This is a genomic window from Novosphingobium sp. Gsoil 351, assembly GCF_009707465.1.
In the GTDB taxonomy this organism is placed as follows: Bacteria; Pseudomonadota; Alphaproteobacteria; order Sphingomonadales; family Sphingomonadaceae; genus Novosphingobium.
In genome coordinates this window covers 361,078-383,913 of the sequence record NZ_CP046120.1, presented here as the reverse complement: position 1 = coordinate 383,913, position 22,836 = coordinate 361,078, and the positions used below count along the sequence as shown (strand labels likewise).

Annotated in this window: 17 protein-coding genes and 2 pseudogenes; 10 read left to right on the top strand and 9 right to left on the bottom strand. The window is 64.1% G+C overall.

Annotation, left to right across the window (positions count from 1 at the left end):
• Positions 1-10 precede the first annotated feature (10 nt).
• Complete coding sequence (locus GKE62_RS01845; protein ID WP_154690759.1) at positions 11-1,813, bottom strand: MBL fold metallo-hydrolase; 1,803 nt, start codon at positions 1,811-1,813, stop codon at positions 11-13.
• A 410-nt stretch (positions 1,814-2,223) separates the two neighbouring features.
• On the opposite strand from GKE62_RS01845, the gene GKE62_RS01840 reads away from it, so the two are divergent.
• From GKE62_RS01840 to GKE62_RS01820, 5 genes are all read left to right on the top strand, one after another.
• Positions 2,224-3,402, top strand: a complete 1,179-nt coding sequence (locus GKE62_RS01840; protein WP_154690758.1) for a site-specific integrase — start codon at positions 2,224-2,226, stop codon at positions 3,400-3,402.
• The gene (locus GKE62_RS01835; RefSeq protein WP_154690757.1) at positions 3,368-3,895 is read left to right on the top strand and encodes a hypothetical protein; all 528 of its coding nucleotides are present in this window, start codon (positions 3,368-3,370) and stop codon (positions 3,893-3,895) included. The genes GKE62_RS01840 and GKE62_RS01835 overlap by 35 nt, the downstream gene beginning before the upstream one ends.
• A gap of 48 nt (positions 3,896-3,943) precedes the next feature.
• A complete protein-coding gene (locus tag GKE62_RS01830; RefSeq protein ID WP_154690756.1) occupies positions 3,944-4,150 on the top strand; it encodes an AlpA family transcriptional regulator in 207 nt (68 codons plus the stop codon).
• On the top strand, positions 4,143-4,799 hold the full coding sequence (locus GKE62_RS01825; protein WP_195908557.1) for a primase-like DNA-binding domain-containing protein: 657 nt from the start codon (positions 4,143-4,145) through the stop codon (positions 4,797-4,799). Before GKE62_RS01830 ends, GKE62_RS01825 begins: the two co-directional genes overlap by 8 nt.
• Positions 4,800-5,813: 1,014 nt before the next feature.
• Positions 5,814-7,013: an IS256 family transposase gene (locus GKE62_RS01820; protein WP_154690754.1), complete on the top strand. Its 1,200-nt coding sequence runs from the start codon at positions 5,814-5,816 to the stop codon at positions 7,011-7,013.
• Between the two features lie 254 nt (positions 7,014-7,267).
• Here the strand turns inward: GKE62_RS01820 and GKE62_RS01815 are convergent.
• A pseudogene (locus tag GKE62_RS01815) lies at positions 7,268-8,979 on the bottom strand (class I adenylate-forming enzyme family protein).
• A complete protein-coding gene (locus GKE62_RS01810; protein ID WP_195908556.1) occupies positions 8,976-9,530 on the bottom strand; it encodes a carboxymuconolactone decarboxylase family protein in 555 nt (184 codons plus the stop codon). Before GKE62_RS01810 ends, GKE62_RS01815 begins: the two are co-directional and overlap by 4 nt.
• Positions 9,531-9,681: 151 nt before the next feature.
• Between GKE62_RS01810 and GKE62_RS01805 the strand changes: the two genes are divergently transcribed.
• On the top strand, positions 9,682-10,479 hold the full coding sequence (locus GKE62_RS01805) for an SDR family NAD(P)-dependent oxidoreductase (RefSeq protein ID WP_154690752.1): 798 nt from the start codon (positions 9,682-9,684) through the stop codon (positions 10,477-10,479).
• On the opposite strand, the gene GKE62_RS01800 is transcribed toward GKE62_RS01805, so the two are convergent.
• From GKE62_RS01800 to GKE62_RS18710, 5 genes and pseudogenes are all read right to left on the bottom strand, one after another.
• Positions 10,476-11,315 (bottom strand): hypothetical protein, encoded by an 840-nt coding sequence (locus tag GKE62_RS01800; RefSeq protein ID WP_154690751.1) that lies wholly within the window; start codon positions 11,313-11,315, stop codon positions 10,476-10,478. The genes GKE62_RS01805 and GKE62_RS01800 overlap by 4 nt on opposite strands.
• Positions 11,316-11,349: 34 nt before the next feature.
• Positions 11,350-12,327, bottom strand: coding sequence for a hypothetical protein (locus GKE62_RS01795; RefSeq protein WP_154690750.1), 978 nt, complete (start codon positions 12,325-12,327; stop codon positions 11,350-11,352).
• Positions 12,321-13,034, bottom strand: coding sequence for a c-type cytochrome (locus GKE62_RS18720; protein WP_230206857.1), 714 nt, complete (start codon positions 13,032-13,034; stop codon positions 12,321-12,323). Before GKE62_RS18720 ends, GKE62_RS01795 begins: the two co-directional genes overlap by 7 nt.
• 313 nt (positions 13,035-13,347) lie before the next feature.
• A pseudogene (locus GKE62_RS18715) lies at positions 13,348-13,446 on the bottom strand (hypothetical protein); the annotation flags it as partial.
• Positions 13,447-13,600: 154 nt separating this feature from the next.
• Entirely contained in the window at positions 13,601-14,548 is a 948-nt protein-coding gene (locus GKE62_RS18710) for a PQQ-binding-like beta-propeller repeat protein (RefSeq protein WP_230206856.1), read from the bottom strand.
• Between the two features lie 100 nt (positions 14,549-14,648).
• Here GKE62_RS18710 and GKE62_RS01785 point away from each other — a divergent pair, with 100 nt between their 5' ends.
• The 4 genes from GKE62_RS01785 (at position 14,649) to GKE62_RS01770 (ending at position 20,786) form a co-directional block, all read left to right on the top strand.
• Positions 14,649-16,079, top strand: coding sequence for an aldehyde dehydrogenase family protein (locus GKE62_RS01785; RefSeq protein WP_154690749.1), 1,431 nt, complete (start codon positions 14,649-14,651; stop codon positions 16,077-16,079).
• 166 nt (positions 16,080-16,245) lie between these two features.
• The gene (locus tag GKE62_RS01780; protein ID WP_195908555.1) at positions 16,246-18,594 is read left to right on the top strand and encodes a TonB-dependent receptor; all 2,349 of its coding nucleotides are present in this window, start codon (positions 16,246-16,248) and stop codon (positions 18,592-18,594) included.
• A 94-nt stretch (positions 18,595-18,688) separates the two neighbouring features.
• Positions 18,689-19,627: a LysR substrate-binding domain-containing protein gene (locus GKE62_RS01775; protein ID WP_195908554.1), complete on the top strand. Its 939-nt coding sequence runs from the start codon at positions 18,689-18,691 to the stop codon at positions 19,625-19,627.
• Between the two features lie 25 nt (positions 19,628-19,652).
• On the top strand, positions 19,653-20,786 hold the full coding sequence (locus GKE62_RS01770) for an iron-containing alcohol dehydrogenase (RefSeq protein WP_195908553.1): 1,134 nt from the start codon (positions 19,653-19,655) through the stop codon (positions 20,784-20,786).
• A 13-nt stretch (positions 20,787-20,799) separates the two neighbouring features.
• Here the strand turns inward: GKE62_RS01770 and GKE62_RS01765 are convergent, their stop codons facing one another.
• Positions 20,800-22,728 carry an NAD(P)/FAD-dependent oxidoreductase gene (locus tag GKE62_RS01765; RefSeq protein ID WP_195908552.1) on the bottom strand — a complete coding sequence of 643 codons (1,929 nt, stop codon included), beginning with the start codon at positions 22,726-22,728 and terminating at the stop codon, positions 20,800-20,802.
• Positions 22,729-22,836: the final 108 nt, after the last annotated feature.

The following is a 22,836-nucleotide window of genomic DNA, read 5'->3' as shown; positions in this document are numbered from 1 at the left end:
CGCAGTCGGTTCAGGCCATAGCGTGGGCGAAGCTGCTCGAAAGCAGTTCCTGCTGCACGATCGCCGCAAGATCGCGCAGCCGATCGCGGTCCTCGTCGGTGAAATCGCGGGGGCGTCCGTCGATCACGCATAGCGTGCCGGCGCAAGTGCCGTCGCTCATGAAGATCGGCGCGCCGGCGTAGAACCGCACATAGGGCGGACCCGAAACCACCGGATTATCGGCGAAGCGGTCGTCGCGCAGTGCGTCGGGGATCACCAGCATCTCGCGTTCGGCGACCGCGTAGGCGCAAAACGAGACCTCGCGCGACGATTCCTTGATATCGGTACCGACGCACGACTTGAACCACTGGCGGTTGGCGTCGACCAGCGAGACGAGCGCGATGGGTACGTCGAACAAGGCCGCGGTGACGCGGGTCAGGCGATCGAACCGTTCCTCCGCGGGCGTATCGAGCAGCCCCAGTGCGTGCAACGCGGCGAGGCGTTGGAGCTCGTCGGGCGGGATGGGGGCGGGTACCCATTTGAACTGATTGCGGAGCAGGGCGGTGCGCATCCGCGCGCGGGCGAACTCGCGCGAGAACGGCCGCTTGAGCCAGTCCGCGCCCTTGGGCAGGTTCAGCTCGCGCGGCTTGGTCTGGTCGCTCACGACGATCACCGGTGGCACCGATTCGAGCCCCGAAGTGGCGCGTTCGATGGCGTCGAGGATACTCTCGTCGGGTGCGAGGCTATCGGCCTTGACCACCACCAGGCCGACTGCGGTCTTGGTCAAGCCGCCGCCGCCTTCGCCTTCGGCCTCGTCTAGGATTTGCAGGCCCTCGTCGATCAGGCCGAGGTGGAGCGGATCGTTGAGCGCGGGCGCCTGGCCGACGATGCGGACCACCGGGATGCGGGTCGGCAGGGGCTTGGGCGCGGGCGCCTTCGCGGTGGGGGCGGCGCCCGGAACCTTGCCTTCGCAAGTCACCTCGAGAATCATCCCCTCAGCCGCACCGATCACTTCAAGGCGATCGTTGGCCGGCGCTGCGGCGCGCAATTCCTCAAGTATCGCGTCAACCTGGGCGTCGGTGCGGGTCGGGTCGTAGTGGGTCAACGCCAGTTTGCGGACCCCCGCCTCGCGGCACATCTGCACCGCATATTGCGGCGTCGAGTGGCCCCAGCCGACCTTGCTCGCATATTCCGCGGGGGTGTATTGTGCGTCGTGGATTACCAGGTCGGCGCCAGTGAACCACTCGCTGTGTTCGCGGTCCTGACCATGAATCGTCCCTTCGCCATCGGCAAGCTCGTGCGAATGGGGTTCGTGGTCGCACGAATAGACCATCGTCGCGCCGTTGCATTCCAGCTTGTACGACAAGGTCAGCGCGGGGTGGTTCAGAAACCGCGTGGTGATGCGCACGTCGCCCAGGTCGAAGGTCTGCTCGACCAGATCGCGATAATCGACCTTCGCGCCGAAGGCATCGAGCGTCACCGGGAAATAGGTGAACTCCATCTGTCCGGCGAGGGTTTCGCGAAGCGTGTCGCCAAACCCACGCGGGGCATAGAATGTCCAGGCGTTGCCCGGCACGAACAGCGGGGCGAAAAACGGAATTCCCTGGATGTGATCCCAATGGGTGTGGCTGATGAGGATCGAGCCTTCATTCCCGGTCAAACGGTTCTTCAGGATGTGCTGGCCCAGATCGTGGGCGCCGGTTCCGCAATCGATGATGATCATCGTGCCGCCAGGCGAAGTAACCTGAACGCAGGACGTGTTGCCGCCATAGCGCACGGTGTCTGGGCCTGGCTTGGCTATCGAGCCCCGCGTTCCCCAGAAGCGGACCTGCATGCGTTCCCCCCGCCTAATTATGGTCGCACCATGCGACAAAATTCGTTCGTCCGCCAGTCATACGAACGATCCGCTCTTACAGGATGGAAATCAGGCCGTTTGTGATCCGTCGCACTGGACGATCAGGGTGTCCCAAGCCGGGAAAATGAAATGGCTCCCCGAGTTGGAAAGTGGAGCCATTCCCGCGTTGTCCCAGCAGGTCCTTGAAAGCGCCTTTTTCCGCCAAAATACGTGCCTTTTACCCCCGGGACCGTCCGACATAATCCGTTGACGTCCCGCTCAAGCCCGCCCACAGTGTGGGAACGAATGTTGGTCCGGACTGGTTCGAATCCACATTCTTCGAACGGACGGTTGCAGACAGTTGACCCCGATGGGGGCTCGGGCACAGGGGCGGCGGCAGATAAAAAGTTATGGGCAACCTGACCGCCCTGACCGTGAAAAACGCGAAAGGACCTAGGGTCTATTCCGACGGGGCGGGACTGCTCCTGCGGGTCAAGGCAAGCGGGGCCAAATCGTGGGTGCTGCGCGTCCAGCACGCCGGCCGCCGCCAGGACGTCGGCCTTGGCGCGCTTAGCGACCTCACCCTGGCCGAGGCGCGCGAAAAGGCGGCCGCGCTGCGCAAGCTCGCGCGACAGGGCAAGGATCCGCTTGCCGCGCGCGACTTTGTTGAGCCAACGGTCCCGACCTTCGCCGAGGCGGTCGACAAGGCGCACGCCGAGCTCGGCAAGGGCTGGGCGGATAAGACCGCGATCGCCTTTAAGGCCTCGCTCGAGCAGCACGCGCTCCCGACGCTGGGCTCTAAACGGGTGGACGAGATTGGCAGCGAGCACGTCATCGCGGCGCTCGCACCCATCTGGACCGAAAAACCGCAGCAGGCACGCAAGGTGCGCCACCGCATCCAGCAGGTGCTGGCGTTCGCCAAAGCCAAGGGCTGGCGGTCCGAGCGCCCTCCCGATCCCGCCGAGGTGCGCCGCGGCCTCGCGCGCCAACCGCGTTCACAGGGGTTCGCCGCGGTACCCTACGCTGAGGTCCCCTCGCTGGTTGCTGGCGAGCTCGACAAGGTCGAGTCGTCCGCGCGGCTCGGGCTTCTTTTCGCCATACTCACCGCTGCGCGCAGCGGCGAGGTGCGCCAGGCCACATGGGCGCAAATCGATCGCGAGGCGCGCACCTGGTCGCGCCCCGCCGAGGTGATGAAGTCGAGCGTCCCGCATGTCGTCACTCTCAATTCTGCCGCGCTCGCCGTGCTCGACCGCGCGGCGCGGTTCGGAAGTGAGGGGCTCCTGTTCCCGGCGGCGCGTCAGGGCCCGCTCTCGGACATGAGCCTTGCAAAGATGCTGCGCAACGCCGGCCGCAGCGAAACCGTGCACGGGTTCCGCTCGAGCTTCCGCGACTGGGCGGCGGAGAAGATGCCGCAGGTCCCGGCGATGGTCGCCGAGATGGCGCTCGCCCACAGCGTCGGGACCGCCACCGAGAAAGCCTACCTGCGCAGCGACCTGCGCGCGCTCAGGTTCAAGCTTATGGACGCTTGGGGCAAGTTTGCAGCGCCAAACCTGAATGCTAGCCAGCAACGGTCGCGTCGTGGTGAATGACGACGGTTCGCCTCCGTCCATCGGCCCGGTCGGCGCGTTGAACAATGGCGACCTTGAAGGGTTCGCTCGCTGGCTCAAGGCCGGTTGCGAGCTGGACGACGAACTTCGCAGCCTGTTGGTGCAAATGATTCGCCGCGATCCGGAGGCGCGCTACCACTTGTTCAGCAAAGGGCGCCGACCTGGCGAAAAGGGCTCGCTGCAAGACGCCAGACTGGACCATCGCACGATAGAGATCGGGATTTACGTCGAGCGCACTGCGCGCGACCGTCCTGATACACCGATCGGTGACATCATCGATGCAGCCGAGACCAGGTTCGGCGTCGGTACCACCGTCGTCACCGATGCGCGCACCACCGTTCGCAAGCTGCTCGCCGGCGATATCGAGGACTGCGGTCTCCGCCTGGATCCGGCCCCGCATTGGATGGAACTCGCGCTCGCATTCCCCGAGCTGGAAATCCGCTCGCTAAGCCACAGGCGGCGGACGGCGGAATAGGACTCGTGCGTTAATTCCATCACCGTCCAAAACACCACGAGGGACGGTATGACCCACTCACTGCTTCGCCTGCCGGCCGTAATCAACCGCACAGGACTTTCCCGGTCGCGGATCTATTCACTCTTGGGAATGGGGAGATTCCCAGCCCCCGTAAAACTCGGCGGCCGCGTGGTGGCCTGGCCCGACAATGAAATCTCCGAATGGATTAGTCAGCGCATCGCGGAGCGCGACGCGAGTGAGATGTCGGATGGTTGAGATTGCCATCGAGGAAGGGTTTTCACTGCTTGTTGCCCCACAGTCGCGCCTTGCTAGCCTGGTCTGGTCATCGCGTGTCGAACTGCTCAAGCAAGCCGCTGACGCAATTCTCAAGGCGAAGGATCGCTCGAGCTCATTCCGCGAGTGGTTTGATCGGACGATTGACCGCAGCGACCTGACAGCCAACGAGGACGAAGACGATCTGCTGTTCTCGTATCTTCAGTGGTGCCGGCTGCAGGGCGTTTCCCGCGACGAGCGCCAGCCCCACGCGCGCTTTGCCCGAAGCCTCACAAAGATCGGCTTAGCGCCTTCGCGGGACAGCAACGGGCGAGTCACTAGAACCGGCTGTCGCCTGATTAAACCCGCGCTCGCGATCGACTCGATCTGCGCCGAAGCGCACGTGAGGCAATTCCTTTCGGAGTGCGCCGCCGAGTTTGCGCCCGAGAGCGCGGCACGAACCAAGTCCTCTGTGCTCTACGACGCCTATCTCGGGTGGGTCTCGAGCACCGCGGCGAAGCCCATGAGCAACAAGCGGTTCGTACAGGCGCTGAACTTGATCGGGTTCACGAGGCGGCACTCAAACGGCACATTTTGGCAGGGAATCCGTTTGCGCGACAACCTAACAAACGACTTGGGTAATGCTCGATAAAATACTAAATAGAAATGATACTTCCGTTCTCCTTTCCTATAGCTTGCCCTCCTTCGCCCACTGGGTGGATAGCCGTGTTGCTGTGGGTTTGGATGGGAGATTACCCAATATTCGTATTGGTTTATGGGGAATTGGATGGGTCGGAGCTCGAATTCTGCATCCTCCTGCCAGTAAAAGCAGACTGCATTTCCGTACGGGAGTTACCTCAATCTGAGTTCCACCGTTCCACTAGCTCTCATTCCACTCGAGGAGAGTGGACGCAAAGTCTTGTAATAAAGCCGCTCGGTCGAACATCACTCGCGAAGAATTCCCCTCCGAGTCCCCAAAACCGCGCTGTCGAAGATACTTCCACTGGAGCGCAAACGATGGCGGAAATGGGCCGATTTGGCGGTTCTCGCTGGATTGTCATAAAGATCAGCGAGGCTCAAAACTCATCGAAATGCGGCGCGATAGGACCCAACCGACCGCCACCGCCACGATGCAGCGAAAAATATCCAAGTTTGCCGCAACAGGAAAGCGGCACAGCCGTCAGTGCCCCTGCAGAAGGAGCCTACCTTTCGCAGCTGAAGGGGAGGGGGGTGGTCAAAAGTCTGGGCAGGGTCGGCCCGGTAACCGCCTACCCCGCCATTCGGAGATTTTTTTCGTGGGAATGGAGATTTTGGAGGGCGCGACTGACCTTTTCGGACTGCCGTTCCTGCCGTCGCGCGAAAGGGCGTCCCCCGAGAACCAGAGTGATTGGGAAAAATCCAATCTAATCAATCTATAGTTCGCTTACGGAGCTAGCCGATCGAGATCGCGCGGGTGCTCGGGATCTGCAAGCCCACGTTCCACGGGCATTTTTTACCGGTCCGCCTGCGCTGCTGGTCGTGCCCCCGGGCGTGGTGTAGCTCGGCGGTAGCGTAGCTGACCGGCCGCGCGCTCCCCAAAGCGCTGTAGCGGGCGGTCAGCTGCGCGGGTGGTCATCGGCGACTTCTGGTAAGGTTGGTTTGCCAATCAATCTTACGGAGACAACCGATGACCGAGGACAAGATGGACCTGCGCGCGCTGTTGGGAAAGAGCCCGGATGCGGACTTTCTGCGCGACATGATTGGATTTGCCGCCGAGCGCCTGATGGAGCTCGAGGTCGGCGAGCGGACCGGCGCAGGCTACGGCGAGAAGAGCGCTGCGCGACTGGCGCAACGAAACGGGTACCGCGACCGCGACTGGGAGACGCGGGCTGGCACGGTCGAGTTGCGGATCCCCAAGCTCAGGACGGGAAGCTACTTCCCCTGCTTCCTCGAACCCCGGCGGCTGTCCGAGAAGGCGCTGACCGCGGTCATCCAGGAGGCCTATATCCAGGGAATCTCGACGCGCTCGGTCGACGACCTGGTCAAGGCAATGGGGATGAGCGGGATCTCCAAGAGCCAGGTCAGCCGGCTGTGCCAGGAGATCGACGGCCGGGTAAAGGCCTTCCTCGAGCGGCCGCTCGAGGGAGACTGGCCGTATCTCTGGATCGACGCCACCTACGTGAAGCAACGCCAGGCCGGACGCATCGTCTCGGTCGCGGTGATCGTCGCGGTGGGCGTCAACTCCGATGGCCGCCGCGAGGTGCTGGGCATGGCGGTCGGCCCATCCGAAGCCGAGGTGTTCTGGACCGACTTCCTGCGTTCGCTCGCGCGGCGCGGCCTGCGCGGCATCAAGCTGGTCATCTCGGATGCGCATGAAGGCATCAAGGCGTCGGTCTCGCGCGTGTTCAGCGCCACCTGGCAAAGATGTCGCGTTCACTTCGCCCGCAACGCGCTGGCACATGCCGGCCGAAGCGGGCGCCGGGTCGTCTCGGCGTTCATCGCCACCGCCTTCGCCCAGGAGAGCGCCGAGGACGCCAAGGTCCAGTGGCGCAAGGTCGCCGACCAGCTCCGGCCCACGGTCCCCAAGCTCGCTGCGCTCATGGACAACGCCGAGCAGGACGTCCTCGCCTACATGAGCTTCCCGGCCCAGCACCGCACCAAGCTCCACTCGACCAACCCGCTCGAGCGTCTCAACGGCGAAATCAAGCGACGCACCGACGTTGTCGGGATCTTCCCCGATGAGGATGCCATCATCCGTCTCGTCGGCGCGATCCTGCTCGAGCAGAACGATGAGTACGCGGTCCAGCGCTGCCGCTACATGACACTGGAAAGCGTCGCCCAATTAGGCGATGATCCCCTGGTCAAGCTGCCCGCAATGGCCGCCTGACCAATCCGGCCTTGACCGGAGATCGCCAGGGCTACGCCGGCGAACCTACACCACGCGGTGGGGCACGATCGCGCTGCTACGCGCCGCTGCAGATGCGCGAACTTCAACTGGCGGACTCACCCAGCTCGCGGCTTAAGTGGCGGCTAAGAGGAACCCGGTTGCAAGCTTAGTCCGCTTTGCGCCTTCATTGCTGTCGTCCGGCCCCGAAATTGCGGATCCCGAAAGCGGCCGTTCCCTACCGGTCGGTCGGAGATTCAGGCTGTGTCGGAGGCGAAGAGCTTTATGAGCTCTTTTTTGAGGATCTTCCCGCTCGCGTTTCGCGGAAGTAGCCCGTGCAGGAAAATCACACGGACAGGCGTCTTAAAGGCTCCCACCCTTTCTCGTACCCAGTTCTGAAGCTCCCCCGGGTCCATGGATCTGCCTTCAATCAGATGCACGACCGCAGCGGGCAACTCGCCCGCAACCTTGTCGGGCAGGGCGACCAGTGCGGCATCGCCGACCCAGGGATGTGAGTAGAGGGCATTTTCAATTTCAATCGAATAGATGTTTTCGCCGCCGCGGATGATCATGTCACGCGCGCGATCCACTATGTAACAAAATCCCTCTTCATCGAGACGGGCGATGTCGCCGGTGCGGACCCAGCCGTCAACGAACGTCGCGGCGGTATCGTCCGGACGGTTCCAATAGCCGCGGACAACCTGTGGGCCTTTCGCCCAGAGTTCCCCAATCGCACCGACGGGAAGGTCGGTTCGACCGTCCTCGGCAACGATGCGCAGTTCGGCCACGGGAACGGGCGGACCGCAACTTTCTGGTCGCTCCAAGTAATCTTCCGCGGCGTGACTGGTGACGGTCGCCATGGTTTCGGTCATGCCCCAGCCGTTCGCGGGCATCGCGCCAAACTCCTCCCTAATGCGGCGCACCAGTTCGGGCGCGGCAGGTGCACCGCCGTAGCCGATGGAATCGAGGCTCGAGAGGTCGAAGCGGTGCCGTTCGGGATGCTCGAGCAGCTGCCAGGCGATCGTCGGAACGCCCCCGTGGCTTGGACCTTTTCGCGCTCGATGATTTCCATGGCCTCGAGCGCGTCCCACTTGCGCATGTAAATGCTCGTGTGCCCCGCGGCCGTCGCTCCCATCAGATTGGCGCTGCACGCGGTAACGTGAAAGAGCGGGGTAATGATCAACCCAGTCCGGGGTGAAGGCGAGGGCAACGGCTCACCGCGCCGCCGGACCGTTCGGGCCGCGACATAGGAAGCCGAGACGATATTGGTCATGATGTTGCGGTGCGAGCCGATCGCTGCCTTAGGTAAGCCCGTCGTCCCGCTGGTGTAGAACAGGGTCGCATCATCCTCGGGGGAAAGCGGCGTGTCCGGGAGCGGGTCGTCGGGAAGCATATCCCAGGCGGACGGCGGACCCAATAGGCTCTCGAGCGATTCGTATTTGGCCGAGGAAGTGGCTTCGCCGCGGAAGACGACGACGGTAGCAACCCTTGGGTTTCGGGCGCAATGCGGCGCGATCAGAGTCCACCGCGTGCCATCTACGACAAGTGCAACGGCGCCGGAGTCCGAGAGCCCATAGACCAGTTCCTCCGCGGTCCACCAAGCGTTGAGCGGCACCACGACCGCGCCAAGCGACGTGATCGCGAAAAACGCGACCGGCCATTCGGGCGCGTTCGATGCGCACAGCGCGACACGATCGCCCTTGCCAATCCCACGCGCACTCAGGAACCGTGCCAGCGACGCGATCGCGCGATATTGCATTTCGAAGGTCACGCGGTCGTCGCCGAAAACGGTTGCAAGTCTTTCACCGTGGCCACGCGATGAGCAGACAAGTTCGCGGATTGAAGGGGGCGCGTGCTTCCAGGTACGGGTCGGAATTCCGCGGATGGAAAGCGTCTCCATCTCGAAAGGCGATCCAGGCTGACAGAGTTCGCTCTCGATTGCTTCGAGCGAGGCGGCAGGCCAGGTCATGCGTCGCCGGCTGCTGTGCGAGGTCCGCGGCTCTCGATCATCACCCCGCAACCGTTAAGGCCCATCGCCAAGGCGGTGTAAGCGCCAACCGTGAATACCGCGTCCATAGCGCCCTCGAGCTCAAGCCGCGTGCACAGGTCCTTCCATACCGAGGACGATACAGTTGCATCGCGCTCAAGTTCGTCGGCGGCGCGTACGGCAAGATCAAGATCAGGATCCCCGGTAGCCTCACTCAGCTCGATCGCCGCGATCTCGGCGTCGCTTAGTCCCACGGAGCGACCGATGCGAACATGATGGTGCCATTCATACGCACATCTGCGGTTGGCTGCGGCGCGCAGGATCAGCGCCTCGCGCATGCGTGGCGGAACCCGGGATCCCTGCATGGTATAGACGCCGAAATCACGCCATGCCCGCAACAGCGGGAGATGGCGGACGAGCACTCCGAAAATGTTGTGAAAGCGCCCCTTGGCATCGCTGAACGGCGCGAGAAAGGTTCGTTGCTCGTCGCTCAGTTCCTCCGGCCGCAGGGGCTGCACACGGCCTTCAATCATCGCGGCTCTCCCTCTATTCCAAATGTGGTGCCAGCCAAGCGAAGCTAGTGGAAGCATCGCCGAAATTGATTGTGCGAATAGCCGCTATTGCGGATTTCCATCCCCGGCATGAGCGCCAGAGGCTATTCGGGGCGGCGCAGGGAGGGCGCTCATGCGGCTCAAGGACAAGATTGCGATCGTGGTCGGAGCCGGACAGACCCCCGGCGACACGATCGGAAACGGGCGAGCGACGGCGCTGCTATTCGCTCGCGAGGGCGCAAGCGTACTGCTTGTCGATCGGGATGAAGGCTCGGCTGCCGAGACGATGGCGATGATCGCGAACGAGGGAGGCATCGCGAGCACGCTGCGCGCCGACATCACGAGCGAAAATGATTGTGCCGCAATCGCGGCCACCTGCATCGAGCACTACGGGCGGATCGACATCCTTCAGAACAACGTCGGGATCGGGCTCGGCGATGGGGGAGTGTCGTCGCTCGAAGCCGACAACTGGGACACGATCATGGCGGTCAATCTTAAGGGGATGTGGATGACCTGCAAGTACGTCATCCCGCACATGCGCAAGGCGCGCGCCGGGGCGATCGTCAACATTTCCTCGGGAGCGGCCGTGATGGCGGTCGCGGCGATCGCCTATAAGGTTTCCAAAGCAGGCGTGAACGCGCTCACACATGCAATTGCCTGGGGCAATGGCAAGTACGGGATCCGCGCCAACACAATCATGCCCGGGCTGCTGGACACCCCGATGGCAATTGAATCCCACCACATCGGGACCGGAAAGGATCGCGACCAACTACGTGCCGAGCGCAATGCCGCCGTACCCCTTGCCAATCGCATGGGCACCGCTTGGGATACCGCATACGCATCGCTCTTCCTCGCCTCCGACGAAGCGCGGTTCATCACGGGTGTCGTCCTGCCAGTGGACGGGGGGCAGGCCGCGCGTATCGGGTTCTAGGGAAGCCTGGGCGCCGCGCGGGGCGCATAGTCGGGCGCGGGGCCGAAGAATATCACCCCGTCGCGTTCGATGGCGATGGACTCGATGCGGGGGAAACGCCCTTGTCCATCGTCGCGTACCCGCCACCGCTGAGTGTTGCGGCTGATCGCGCCCGAACCGTCGGGAAACAGCGCCTGGGATTTCATGATCACGCGCAGTAGACCTTCGTCTGCCTCCACGGCGATCTCCGCAATGGCGTGTTCGCTGGCGACCACCGAAGCCAGGCGTACGGTTACCCACCCATCGACCGCTTCCAGCGATTGCAGTGGGGGATCGACAAGATCGAGTGCAAAGCTCGGAGCAAGCAGCTCATGGAAGGGTACGGGATCGCGCGACGGGTTTTCGACCAGCGAGAAGAAGTAGTGGACGAGGCCGCGCACGCGCGCATTGAGCACGGCGGCGGCGCCTGTCCTGGTCCGAGGTTCGGAACCGAGTTCCGCGCGCAGTTCGAGGATCTGAGGTAAGTCGGCAGGACAGGCGGAGGCCACACCGCGGATCAGCCCGGCGGGCGCGAGTGCACTGTTCGGGCCTTCCCCCTCGCCCAATCGTGCCGCGAAAATCCAGGTCCCGTCGTCCGCCAAGGCGATTTCGCACCCGGTAATCCGGCTACCGCCCAGCAACCGTGCCAGGCTCGCGATCGCGGACGGGTCCAAGCCCGGGCCGGCGCCCTCTACGGCGAACTCGGCGGCGTGGTCGGCTTCGGACGCCGCCAGCAGACGGTAGAGCTGCGCCGTCAGCGCATGGACGATGTAGCTGCGACGCAAGCGTTCCTCGGGAACGAGGTCGGTGGGAGCCATTGGCGCGGGTCCTTTAGGTCGGCTGGCCGCCAGCTCAGCCGAACGGCAGCAACTTTTCGATACGCATGTACTTCTCGCCGGTCTCGACCATGATCCAGGTGAGCGGCTGATGGGTTTCGATCCGCGCGCCGTTGAGGGTTTCGGCGCGCCAGTCGAACTGGGCGACGGTCTCGTAGCGATCGTTTTCGAGGGGCTTGATGGCGAAGTGTTCGAGCTTGTGCAGTCCATAGCGGAACAGGGCCGGGGCGGTCGCGAACCACTCCGCGAACGCCGCGTGGGTGCGAATGGCGTTGTCGTCGATGGTGTCGCTGCCGGCGACCGCTTTGCGCAGGGCATTGACGTCGGTCAGTGCCGCGCCGCCAGCACTCTCGTCGCGCTTGCTGGCGACTAGGCCGTGCAGCTCGAGGTCGTCCGCGAGCAACTCGCCGATGGTGCCGAACCGGCCGCTCAGCGAATCCATGTGCGCCTGGAACTGGACGATCGTCGCGCGCCCGCGGTTCTCGCGATAGGATCCGCGAAACGGTTCCTCGGCCATGGTCGGCCCGCGCTCGGCATCCACCGCGGAGATAAGCAGCCCACCTCCGGTGGCGCGCATCAGCGAGACCCGGGCAGTTTCGTGCCAAGCGGTCGCCGGACCGCCGACGGCCTGCCGTTGGACCGTGTAGCTTGCGGCAAGCTCAAGCGTGCTCTCGCCGCACCAGGATACTCGAACATCGTCATAGGCGAGGTGGTGCGCGGACCATCGCATCGCCCGCGCGCGGGCGAGCTCCGTCAGCAATTGCGCCGGGTGCGAGGCGTCGATGCCCGGAAGGCGCAGCGCCGCCGAAGCGGCGAACAGCCCCTCCCAATGGGCCCCCATGTCGCTCGCTCCCGGCGCATCGATTACGCCCCACAGTCGATAGAGCAGGGCGCAGGCGGCATTGAAGTCGCTACCCCAGACCAGCGTGCCGGTGGGGATTGTGCCATCGGGCAAAGGCTGCTGGAGATCAGTGCTCGGTCTCGATCCTACCATTGCCCTGCATCCTCCCGCGCGCGCTTCGCAAGATAAGCGCGCAGCGTCTCGATCTTGCCGGGATCGTAGTTGGCGGAAAAGCCTGCCATGCCGCGTTCTGACAGAATCCCCTCGCCGACGATGGCGTGAAACATCGCGCGGTCGCGCAAGGCGGCCGAACGCCGCAAGTCCGGAAGGACGCCGCCGCTCTTCGCGCCCGCGCCATGACAGACGGCGCAGGTGTTGAGATAGAGGCGGCGGCCCGCCTCGATCATCGCGGCGTCGCCGACCGCCGGCACGACCGCAACGGGGATCCGGGTCGGTGCGGACCGGACAGGCAACGTCGCCCGGCCGTCCAGCGCGAAGGTCAGCACGCGGCTCAGGTTGCGGCGCGGCCCCTGCCGATCCCAGACCAGCTCGCCGCCGACCAGCGCGACCGCGCCGCCGAATCCGACCACCACGGAGACCAGCTGACGGCCGTTCGCAAGGTAGGTCACGGGCGCGGCCATGATCGAATCCCGAGCGTCGAACGACCACAGCTTGCGTCCGTCGGTGGCGGAATAGGCGTTGAAACGACCGTCGCCATCGCCCTGGAACACCAGTCCGCCACCGGTGCTCAACACGCCGCCGTTGACGATCCCCGGATTGGGCGCCCGCCAGGCCTCCTTTTGCCGCACGGGATCCCATGCAAGCAGATAGGACTTGGTCGCCTTGCGCGCCGCGGCCATCCCTCGCCGCGCTGCCGGGCGGTTCCATCAGGTCCAGGTCGACCCCGATGTTCGTCCCGACCGGCCGGCGAACGAACCCGGGGTCCGAGTTGTAGTACCCGCCCACTTCCTGCGCCGGAATATACACCAGGCCGGTGCGCGGACTGTACGCCATCGGTTGCCAGTTGTGCCCGCCGATCCCGCCGGGCATCGCCAGCCAGGGCCTGCCGGTGCGATCGTAGCGCGCCGCTGGCACGATAGCCGGACGGCTCGTCTTCGGATCGATCCCGCTGGACCAGTTGAGCGGCACATAGGGGGCTGCCGAAAGCAGCTTTCCCGTCGCGCGGTCGAGGACGTAGAAGTAGCCGTTTTTCGGCGCATGCAGCAGCACCTTGCGCGGACGCCCGGCGATGGTCAGCGTGGTCAGGATCATGTTCTGGGTCGAGGTGTAGTCCCACTCGTCACCCGGGGTCTCCTGGTAGTGCCAGACATAGGCACCGGTGTCGGGTCTAAGCGCGAGGATCGATCCGACGAAAAGGTTGTCGCCGTCGCCAGGCGAACGGTAGGCCTTGTTCCAGTAAGAGGCGTTACCCGTGCCGATGTATAGGAGGTCGAGTTCGGGATCGTAGGCCATCGAGATCCCACGCGGTCCCACCGCCGCCTCCGCCGTCATCGTGCGCCCACCATCGCCCCGACCATGTCGGCAGCGCCAGTTCGCGAAGCGGCCTGTCCGAAATTTCGCCATCCGCTTTGGCGGGGTCGCCGGGGACAATGTAGAACCGCCAGGCCTTTGCACCGGTTGCGGCGTCATAAGCCGTGACGAAACCTCGCGCGCCGAGTTCGGCGCCGCCGTTGCCGATGATCACCTTGCCCCTGACCACGCGGGGCGCGCCGGTGATGGTGTTGTTCGCGGCCGGATCGGTCGTCTGGACCGACCACCGGACCTTGCCGTCGGCGGCATCGAGCGCGATCAGGCGGCCGTCGATGGTGCCCACGAAGACGATCCCGTTCCAATACGCCGCGCCACGATTGACGACATCACAGCAGGCTTTCACCGCGGCCCCGCCGGGCACGCGCGGATCGAACTGCCACAGCAGCCGACCCGTTGCGGCATCGAACGCCTGGACCTTCGACCAGGCGCTCGTTGTGAAAAGCTTTCCGTCTACAGCCAGAGGGGTGCTCTCCTGGCCACGGTCCGTGTCGAGGTCGTAGGACCAGACCAGTCCGAGCCTGCGGATTGTCGATGGGTTGATCTCCGCGAGCGAACTGAACCTCGTCTCGTCGTAGCCCCGACCGGTCGAGAGCCAGTTTCCGGGCTCAAGGTCGGCGCGCTCGATCCGCAGCCCGAATGATTCGTGCCGACGGGGCTGCGAGCCGCCGCTGCCGGTCGCAGCACTGCATCCCGCCAGCTGCAGGACGAGAGCAATCCCGCCAAGTCGCACCGCGACGCCCCGCGGCCAAGGCAGAACACTGCTAAATAGGCTCCAGTCCATCGCCGCCAGGATAGCCCACCCCCGGGCTCGACCGAAAACCATGATCTGAATAGCGGCTATTCGCCAAACGGCGTGCGGGATTTGCTGGTGTTTGCGCACAATCCACTGCGCTTTTGCATGCTTTCTTGCAAGGATACCGCTAATGGCTCCCATCGAACGACACTACATCGGCGGCGTTTTCGTTGCACCGCTCGGACGCGAACGGTTCGCGCTTCACAACCCGGCGACAGGCCTACAATTCGGCGAAGTCGTCCTGGGCGACGAGCGCGACATCGATCGGGCCGTGGCGGCGGCGGCCGAGGCGTTCGTGAGCTTCTCACGAACCACGCCCGCCGAGCGCGCCGGGGTACTGGCCGCGTTGGAAACGGCGGTTGCGGCCCGGCGCGAGGCGCTGACCGAAGCGATGGTCCTCGAGTTCGGTGCGCCGATTGCGCTCGCCGGTTGGATGGCCGACCATGCGGCGAGCGTCTTTGCGGACATGCGGCGGACGCTGCGGGAATACGCGTTCGTTCGTCCGATCGGGATCGCCGACGTCGTCATGACCCCGCTCGGCGTGACCGGCCTGATTACCCCGTGGAACGGCAACGCCAGCGCGATCTGCGGCAAGCTCGCTGCCGCGATCGCCGCTGGTTGCACAAGCGTGGTCAAGCCGAGCGAGCTGAGCGCACACCAGACCGATGTGCTGTGCGAGGCATTCGCCGCTGCCGGTCTCGCGCCGGGTCTCGTCAATATCGTCACCGGCCGCGGCGAAGTTGCCGGCGCCGCGCTTGCTGCGCACCCGGGAGTGGCCAAGCTGAGCTTCACCGGTTCGACCGCGGTGGGCAAGGCGATCGCCCGCGAGGCGGTTTCGACGATGAAGCGGGTCACGCTCGAACTGGGAGGCAAGTCGCCGGTCCTCGTTCTCGACGACGCCGATCTGGCAAGCTGCCTGCCGCTGGCGGTGCAAGCCGGCTTCATGAACAGCGGGCAGGCCTGCGTCGCCGGAACCCGCCTGCTCGTCCCGCGGGCGAAGCGGGCGGAAATCGAAGATGCGCTGGTGGCGATCTGCGCGGCGATTCCGGTCGGCGATCCCCGCGATCCCGCCACCGCGATCGGTCCCCTCGTCAGCCAGCGCCAGTGGGACCGGGTCGAAGGCTATATCGGGCGAGGCGTGGCCGAAGGCGCCGAACTCCTTGCCGGGGGCGAGGGACGTCCCGACGGTCTCACCGGGTGGTTCGTCCGGCCCACGGTGTTCGGCTCGGCGAACAACGCCATGACCATCGCGCGCGAGGAAATCTTCGGCCCGGTCATTGCGCTTATCGCCTACGACGGCGAGGAAGAGGCGATCTCCATCGCGAACGATAGCGACTACGGACTGCAGGCCTATGTTTTTTCCAGCGATCCGGCCCGCGCCCGGCGAGTTGCCGAGCGGCTCGACGCGGGGCGCGTTCTGATCAATACCCTGGCCCACGAACCCGACGCCCCGTTTGGGGGGTTCAAGCAGTCCGGCATCGGTCGCGAGTTCGGCAGCTACGGGCTCGAGGCGTTCCTCGAGCCCAAGGCGATCATCGGGGTGCGCGAGGCCATGGCCTGACGACCTATCGCCTGCGTGGATAGTGGATATTGCACCTTTGGACGGGTGTTTGCGGGCCGTGCCCGGCATTCGTGATGCACCGTTTCGCGGCGTGAAAACACGATCCGACGGCAACGGGCCGGCGAGCGATAAAATGCACGCGGGTTTCATCTGGGGGAGGCCGGACATGACGCATCGCTATCTGAATCGCCGTGACGAACGCTCGGCCCGGGGCCGGATCTCCGTTTCCTCGGTGATCGCGCGCCTTGGGGCGCTGAGCGTTATCGCGACGATGACCGCGCTGCCTGCGACAGCGCTAGCGCAAGCGGCTCCATCCGCAGCACCCGCCGAGGGCGATGCCGACGCGAACGAGATCGTGGTCACCGCGCTCAAGCAGCGGCAGCTTCTGAGCGATGTTCCCGCGACGCTATCGGTGCTTACCGAGCAGCGGATTGCCGAATCCCGGATCGAGCAGGTTGAAGCCCTCGCGGCGACCGTCTCCAACGTGAACATTCGCCAGACGGTGCCAGGTGTCTCGCCGGTCATCACGATCCGCGGCGTCGGTCTCGACGACTTCAGCACGACCAACAGTCCCGCCACCGGGGTTTCGCTCGACGAGGTCACGCTGTCCTCGATTGCCCTACTCAACAGCGACTTCTTCGACATCGGGCGGATCGAAGTGCTCAAAGGACCACAGGGGACGCTTTACGGTCGGAACACGGTGAGCGGCGCACTCAACGTCATCTCGGCCAAACCGGCGCCGTCGTTCGACGCCGCGTTTCAGGCGGGCTACGGCAACTACAAGACGTTTGACGCGAGCGGCATGGTCAATGCTCCGCTCGCGGACGGCCTCGCGCTGCGGCTCAGCGGCAAGACCATTCAGCAGCGCGAAGGGTTCTACACCAGCAACTATCGCAAGGACGGCAGCCTGGGGAAGCGCGACCTCGGACGTCGCGACGTAATCCTGGGTCGCGCCCAGCTCGGCTACAATCCCACCGACGATCTCGAGGTCGTCGCCAAGTACGAAATCCAGCGGGTACGTTCGGAGATGGGCCAGTACAAGGGCAACTACACGTTCAAGCCCGGCTCGCCGTTCGTCAAATGTGCGCCGTACGTCGCGGGCATGCTCGATAACGCCCAGTGCACCGACGCGTTCGGGTTCACCAACACCAATCCCGACCGGTTCAACATCGATATCGCGCGCGACGTGCCCTACAACGTCGACGAGCACCTGTTGTCGCTCAACGCCAAGGCAACGATCGGGCGGGTCGAGCTGGCTTCGGTGACCGGCTACATCGCCTTCGACCGGACGTATCGCATCGACGTCGACACCACGCCGCGCGAGGAACTCGATTTCATCCAGCGCGATAAGGTCCATCAGTTTTCGCAGGAACTGCGCGCCTTTACCAAGCTAGGCATTGCCGATGTCCAGGTCGGCGGCTTCTATTCCTACGACCGCGCCGAGGGTAACAATGACAACTTGATTTCGTCGATTCCGCTGGTTCTGTTCGGCCTGCCCGCGCAGAACGGCAAGACCACCTTCGACCAGAAGACCCGCTCGGCGGCCGGGTTTGGCAACGTCATCTGGCATCTTACCGATGCGCTCAACCTGACCACCGGAGCGCGCTACACCTGGGAGCGGCGCCATTATATCGGCGGCACTAGCTACCCGCTCTGCCCGATCAGCCCTGTCAACGTCGCCTGCTCGCGGGTCGGCGTGGGCACGACCTTCACGGACCGGACGATCAGCGATCGCAACTGGTCATGGAAGGTCGGGCTCGACTACAAGATCGGACCCGACGCGCTGGTCTACGCGAGCGTTTCGAAAGGCACCAAGAGCGGCGGGTTCGTCACCCGCTTCACCACCACCAACAACCAGTTGTTGCCGTATCGCCCCGAATCGCTGATCGCGTACGAGCTCGGGGCCAAGGCTGATTTCAACCGGGTCGTCACGCTCGATGGGGCGGTCTTCTACTACCGGTTCAAGGACGTCCAGACCAACCTGCTCGACGGCACCCTTACGGTTCCGCTCCAGCGCCTGAGCAACATCAACGGGACGTCCGAACTCTACGGCGCGGAAGCCAGCGCGACGCTGCGCCCGGTGGAGGGCCTGACCCTTCAGAGCAACCTGGGGCTGCTCCACACTCGGCTGGCAACTTTCGCGACCGGCCCCGTGCCGTTCGTCGGGAATCGCTTCTCCAACGCGCCTAATCTCACCTTCGATGCCCTCGCGCGCTACGAAACCCCGATCGGGTCGAACCTGCGCCTGATCCTCCAGGGCGACACCTCGCACCAAGGGTTTGCCTTCAAGGACGCCTCGAACAACAAGTTCATCGTCCAGCGCGCCTATTGGCTGTTCAACGCGCGCGCTGCGGTCGCCACCGCCGACAAGCGCTGGGAGTTCGCGGTGTGGGGCAAGAACCTCAGCGATACCAAATACATCATCTCGGGCGGCGACACGAGCGGGCTTGGGGTCATCGGCCTGACGACCAACAACCCGCGAACCTATGGAGCCTCGATCAGCTGGAAATATTAGGCCCGGCAGCTTGGCGCTCCGCCCGCGCGTGTCCCTTGGCCCAGGGCCGTGCCCGTGCGACCATGCGCGGTCACGCAATTTTCCGAGTAGAATTATGAAGCGGCCCAACCTGCGCGCGTTCGACCTCAACCTGCTGCCGATCCTCGACGCGCTGCTCGACGAGCGCTCGGTCAGCCTCGCGGCGGATCGGATCAATCTTTCGCAATCAGCGACGAGTTCGGCGCTGCTCCGTCTGCGTGAGATGTTCAATGATCCGATCGTGATCCGCGAAGGCCAGCGCATGGTACCCTCGACCCGCGCGCTGCTGATCCGCGACCAACTCAAGGCGGGGTTGGCGACGATTACCGACATAATCGTCGAACTGCGCAACGATGCCCGGGAGACGGGCCATCGTCAGGTTACGCTAGCGGCACCGGAACACATCCAGCTCACCATGCTCGAAGCGATCCAGGCGATTATGATCGACGAGGCGAGCGACATGGACTTCAAGATCCTGACGCTCGACCAGAAGGAAATGATCGCCCATCTCGATCAGTGCAAGACCGACATCGCGATGGGCTCGTTCGGCAGTTTGTCGGACAAATTCAACCGCAAGAAACTCTACAAGGAGACGATGGTCGCGGTGATGCGCAAGAACCATCCGGCTCTGGCCAACGCCGTGGACAACCGGATCAGCATGGCGGATTTCAAGCTCTATCCGCACCTCGTCGTGTCCAACAGCGAGGATATCAGCGACAGCCACCTTTCGACCTGGCTTGCGTCGAAGGCGGTCAAGCGCAAGGTCACCGCAGTCGTCCAGCATATCTCGATGATCACGCAGATCCTTCGCGACACCGACTTCATCTGCCTGGGCACCGAGCGCAGTTTCCGCGTCACGCCGGAAAGCGACAAGTACCTGGACAAACTGATGCTGCCTGCCGAGCTCGCCACCGACTACTACCTGGTCGAGATGGTCTGGCACGACCGGACCAGCCAGGACGTTGCGATCGGGGCAGTGCGCGACGCGATTCATACATTCTGCAAAGCCCTTTGAGGGCGACGCCCGCCGGGAGCATCTTGTGGCCGATTTCCTTGAGAATCATGCCTATCGCATTCCCGGGGCGGAACGGGTGGAATCGGGGGTTGGCCGGGTCGATGCGCTGCGCAAGAGCGTCACGCGCCTCGGGGCCTCGCGCGTCCTCGTCGCCTCATCGAAGAGCGTCGTCGAGAAGACCCCCAACGTAGACCGGGTGCAGGGGGCGCTGGCGGGTTGCGCGGTCGAAGTGTTCGGCGGGTGCCGGCAGCATTCGCCCGAGAGCGACATCGAGGCAATGATCGTCGCTATCGCGCGGCACGGCGCCGACGCGGTCGTCTCGATTGGCGGCAGCAGTATTTTCGATACGGTCAAGATAGCGACCTCGCGTCACGCGGATCGCACCGGCGCTGAGCCGATCCCGCAGATCGCGATCCCCACGACCCTGTCGGCGGGCGAGTTCACCTATGGCGCAGGTTACACCGAGGAGGAGACCCAGTCCAAGAAGCTGGCGTTGGATCCCCGCGTCGCACCGCGGATCGTGGTGCTAGATCCCGAGGTCACTATCGACACGCCTGCAGAGCTGTGGCTGTCGAGCGGGATCAAGGCGCTCGATCATGCGCTCGAGGCGGTGTGGGCGATCCGGCCACATCCCTACGTCGAGCCGCTGGCGCTCGAGGCGATCCGCCTGCTGTTCGAAAACCTTCCGTCCAGCCGCGATCCCGCCAATCTCGAGAGCCGCGCCGCGTGCCAGTTCGCGGCGTGGATGTCGATTTCCGGAGCGGGAGCTTCCGGCATGCGCCTGAGCCATTTCCTCGGTCATCAGATCGGGGCTCGCCTGCATATCCCGCACGGCATCACCTCGTGCATCCTGTTGCCCTCGGTAATGCGCCATCTGCGCGACAAAACACTTGCGGCGCAGGGCCGGATAGCGGTGGCGATGGGGCTTTCACGGGCCAATCTGGCGCCAGAGAAACTCGCCGATGCAGCGGCCGACCGCCTTGAGACTTTCATCGCCGACCTCGGACTACCCCACTCGATCGATGCAGCGGGTGGTACGCCGGAGGATATCGACGCGATCACCGTCGCGAGCTTTGCCGCAGCCACCCAACTCGGGCTCGCCGACGATCTTCCCGAGGGACCCGAAAGCATTCGGCGAATCCTGCTCGGCGGCGGCTGAACGCTCGGTTGGTCTAGTCGACCAGAAAATCGTCGAGGTTCGGCGTCTTCACCCGCGCGTAGAATTCACCCAGCGTCCACGGCATCTGCACGCCCGAGCGGCCGAAGGCGTTGACGTAGTAACCGCCGCCGCCCTTTTCGGATTCCCACAGCATCCGTGCCATCGCTGCGTCGAGATCACGATTGTAGGCGTCGAACGCCTCCCGTCTGACCTCGATCGTGCTGGCGCCGCGTTCGATCATCCCGACCAGCGCGTTGCAGATGTAGCGCGTGAGAATCTCCATCCAGGAATGGAAGCTCCCCGCCCGCACGCCAGCGTTGGGCCCATAGAGCATGAAGAAGTTGGGGAACCCGGGGAGCGCAACCGTCAGATAAGCTCGCGCCCCGTCGCGTGCCCAAAGGTCGTCGAGGTTGGCGCCATCGCGTCCCGCGTAGGCGACCGGCCAGAGATACTGGGACACCTTGAAGCCGGCCCCGACAATCACGAGATCCAGGCATGTCTCGCGGCCATCGCGCGAGACGATGCCGCGTGGAGTAAATCGCTCGATGCCGCTTGTTTCCAGAGTGACGTTGTCGCGCAGCAGCGTGTCGTACCAGCCGTTGTCGACGACCAGCCGCCGCGCCATCGGCGCATAGTCGGGAACGACCTTGGCCATCAGGTCCGGGCGATGGCCGACCTTGCGCGAAACGTAGCGCAGCAGGCCCTCGCGTAGCTGCTCATTCTTCTCGTTGACCTGGCCCCCGCGCGCTTGCCAGACGGGGTCGATCTCGTGGAGGTTTTGCGACTGCATCTGTGCGACGTGATGGCTGTAGCAGAACCAGTTGGCGTATCCCGGGAGAGTGTCGAGCAGCCAGCGGGTTTCGGGCGACACCGGATTGCGGTACCCGCGAATGGGGGTCACCCAGTGCGGCGTGCGCTGATAGACCGTCAGGTGCCGCGCTTGAAGCGCGACTTCGGGCATAAGCTGCGATCCCGTCGAACCGGTTCCGATGAGGCCCACCGCCTTGTTGCCATAGTCAAAGCCGTGGTCCCACGCCGTGGTGTGGAAGATCGCTCCACGAAAAGTCTCGATGCCCTCGATCTCGGGCAGATTGGGAGTGCTGAACAACCCCGCAGCACTGATGACGACGTTGCAATCGAAGGTCTCACGCTCTCCGGAACTCCGACGGGTCGAGACGGTCCATCTCGCCTTCGCCGCGTCCCAGTGCGCGGCGGTTACGCTCGTGTCGGTTTCGATCCGGTTACGCAGCCCGAACTTGTCGACGACATGATCAATATATTCCTTGAGTTCGTCGCGGGTGGCGAAGTGGCTGCGCCAGGGATAGTTCTTCACGAACTTGTATTGGTAGAGGAAGGTCGTGATATCCACGCGCGCGGAAGGATAGTCGTTAAGTTCCCAGGTCCCGCCAATATCTCCCTGACGCTCGAGGATACGGAACGGAATGCCGAGCCGATCGAGCTGAATTCCGGCCGCGATGCCACTGAATCCAGCACCAACGACCGTGACAAGAAACTCTTCGAGCACTCGCGGAGGCGGCCGCGAGGTCCAAAGCGCCTCACGACTGAACTCGTCGAAACCGAGCTCCTCATAGCCATATTCCGCTGTTGCCGGGTCCGGCGCCTCACCTTGGTAAAGCGTCATCAACCGGTAGGCCTCAGCGCGATCCGGCACGGGGGTCATAAAATGCGGCTGGGCCTCAAGGTAGGCCAGGGCCTTCGCCTTCAATCGCTCGACGTCCCTTTCAGCCACGACGTAGGACAGGAATGGGGTTCCTGAGGGTGCGTATGTGGTCACGCCCATTGAGGCCAGCTCGGTATCTCCGGTCGCCTGATACAAGGCGATGCGCAGCGCATTGAGATTGGACTGGTCGATTGCACGTCTGATGAACGCTGGATCGACGGAGGGCGCAGCAGGGTCGTGACCAGAGTGGTCAATCGTCATCGACTCCGCCCCCATTCGCTTCGCCCATCCGGTTGGTCCGGCCGACGAAACTAAGAGCGGCGCACAAGCTACTTCAAACGCGTAGATCGAATATACGCTATCGTTGCG

Coding starts and splice junctions, on each gene's coding strand:
- GKE62_RS01820 (WP_154690754.1), top strand. CDS start 5,814: ATGACCGAGGACAAGATGGACCTGCGCGCGCTGTTGGGAAAGAGCCCG.
- GKE62_RS18720 (WP_230206857.1), bottom strand. CDS start 13,034: ATGGCCGCGGCGCGCAAGGCGACCAAGTCCTATCTGCTTGCATGGGAT.
- GKE62_RS01840 (WP_154690758.1), top strand. CDS start 2,224: ATGGGCAACCTGACCGCCCTGACCGTGAAAAACGCGAAAGGACCTAGG.
- GKE62_RS01800 (WP_154690751.1), bottom strand. CDS start 11,315: ATGGCTCCCACCGACCTCGTTCCCGAGGAACGCTTGCGTCGCAGCTAC.
- GKE62_RS01825 (WP_195908557.1), top strand. CDS start 4,143: ATGGTTGAGATTGCCATCGAGGAAGGGTTTTCACTGCTTGTTGCCCCA.
- GKE62_RS18710 (WP_230206856.1), bottom strand. CDS start 14,548: ATGGTTTTCGGTCGAGCCCGGGGGTGGGCTATCCTGGCGGCGATGGAC.
- GKE62_RS01830 (WP_154690756.1), top strand. CDS start 3,944: ATGACCCACTCACTGCTTCGCCTGCCGGCCGTAATCAACCGCACAGGA.
- GKE62_RS01805 (WP_154690752.1), top strand. CDS start 9,682: ATGCGGCTCAAGGACAAGATTGCGATCGTGGTCGGAGCCGGACAGACC.
- GKE62_RS01845 (WP_154690759.1), bottom strand. CDS start 1,813: ATGCAGGTCCGCTTCTGGGGAACGCGGGGCTCGATAGCCAAGCCAGGC.
- GKE62_RS01780 (WP_195908555.1), top strand. CDS start 16,246: ATGACGCATCGCTATCTGAATCGCCGTGACGAACGCTCGGCCCGGGGC.
- GKE62_RS01810 (WP_195908556.1), bottom strand. CDS start 9,530: ATGATTGAAGGCCGTGTGCAGCCCCTGCGGCCGGAGGAACTGAGCGAC.
- GKE62_RS01795 (WP_154690750.1), bottom strand. CDS start 12,327: ATGGTAGGATCGAGACCGAGCACTGATCTCCAGCAGCCTTTGCCCGAT.
- GKE62_RS01785 (WP_154690749.1), top strand. CDS start 14,649: ATGGCTCCCATCGAACGACACTACATCGGCGGCGTTTTCGTTGCACCG.
- GKE62_RS01765 (WP_195908552.1), bottom strand. CDS start 22,728: ATGACGATTGACCACTCTGGTCACGACCCTGCTGCGCCCTCCGTCGAT.
- GKE62_RS01835 (WP_154690757.1), top strand. CDS start 3,368: ATGCTAGCCAGCAACGGTCGCGTCGTGGTGAATGACGACGGTTCGCCT.
- GKE62_RS01775 (WP_195908554.1), top strand. CDS start 18,689: ATGAAGCGGCCCAACCTGCGCGCGTTCGACCTCAACCTGCTGCCGATC.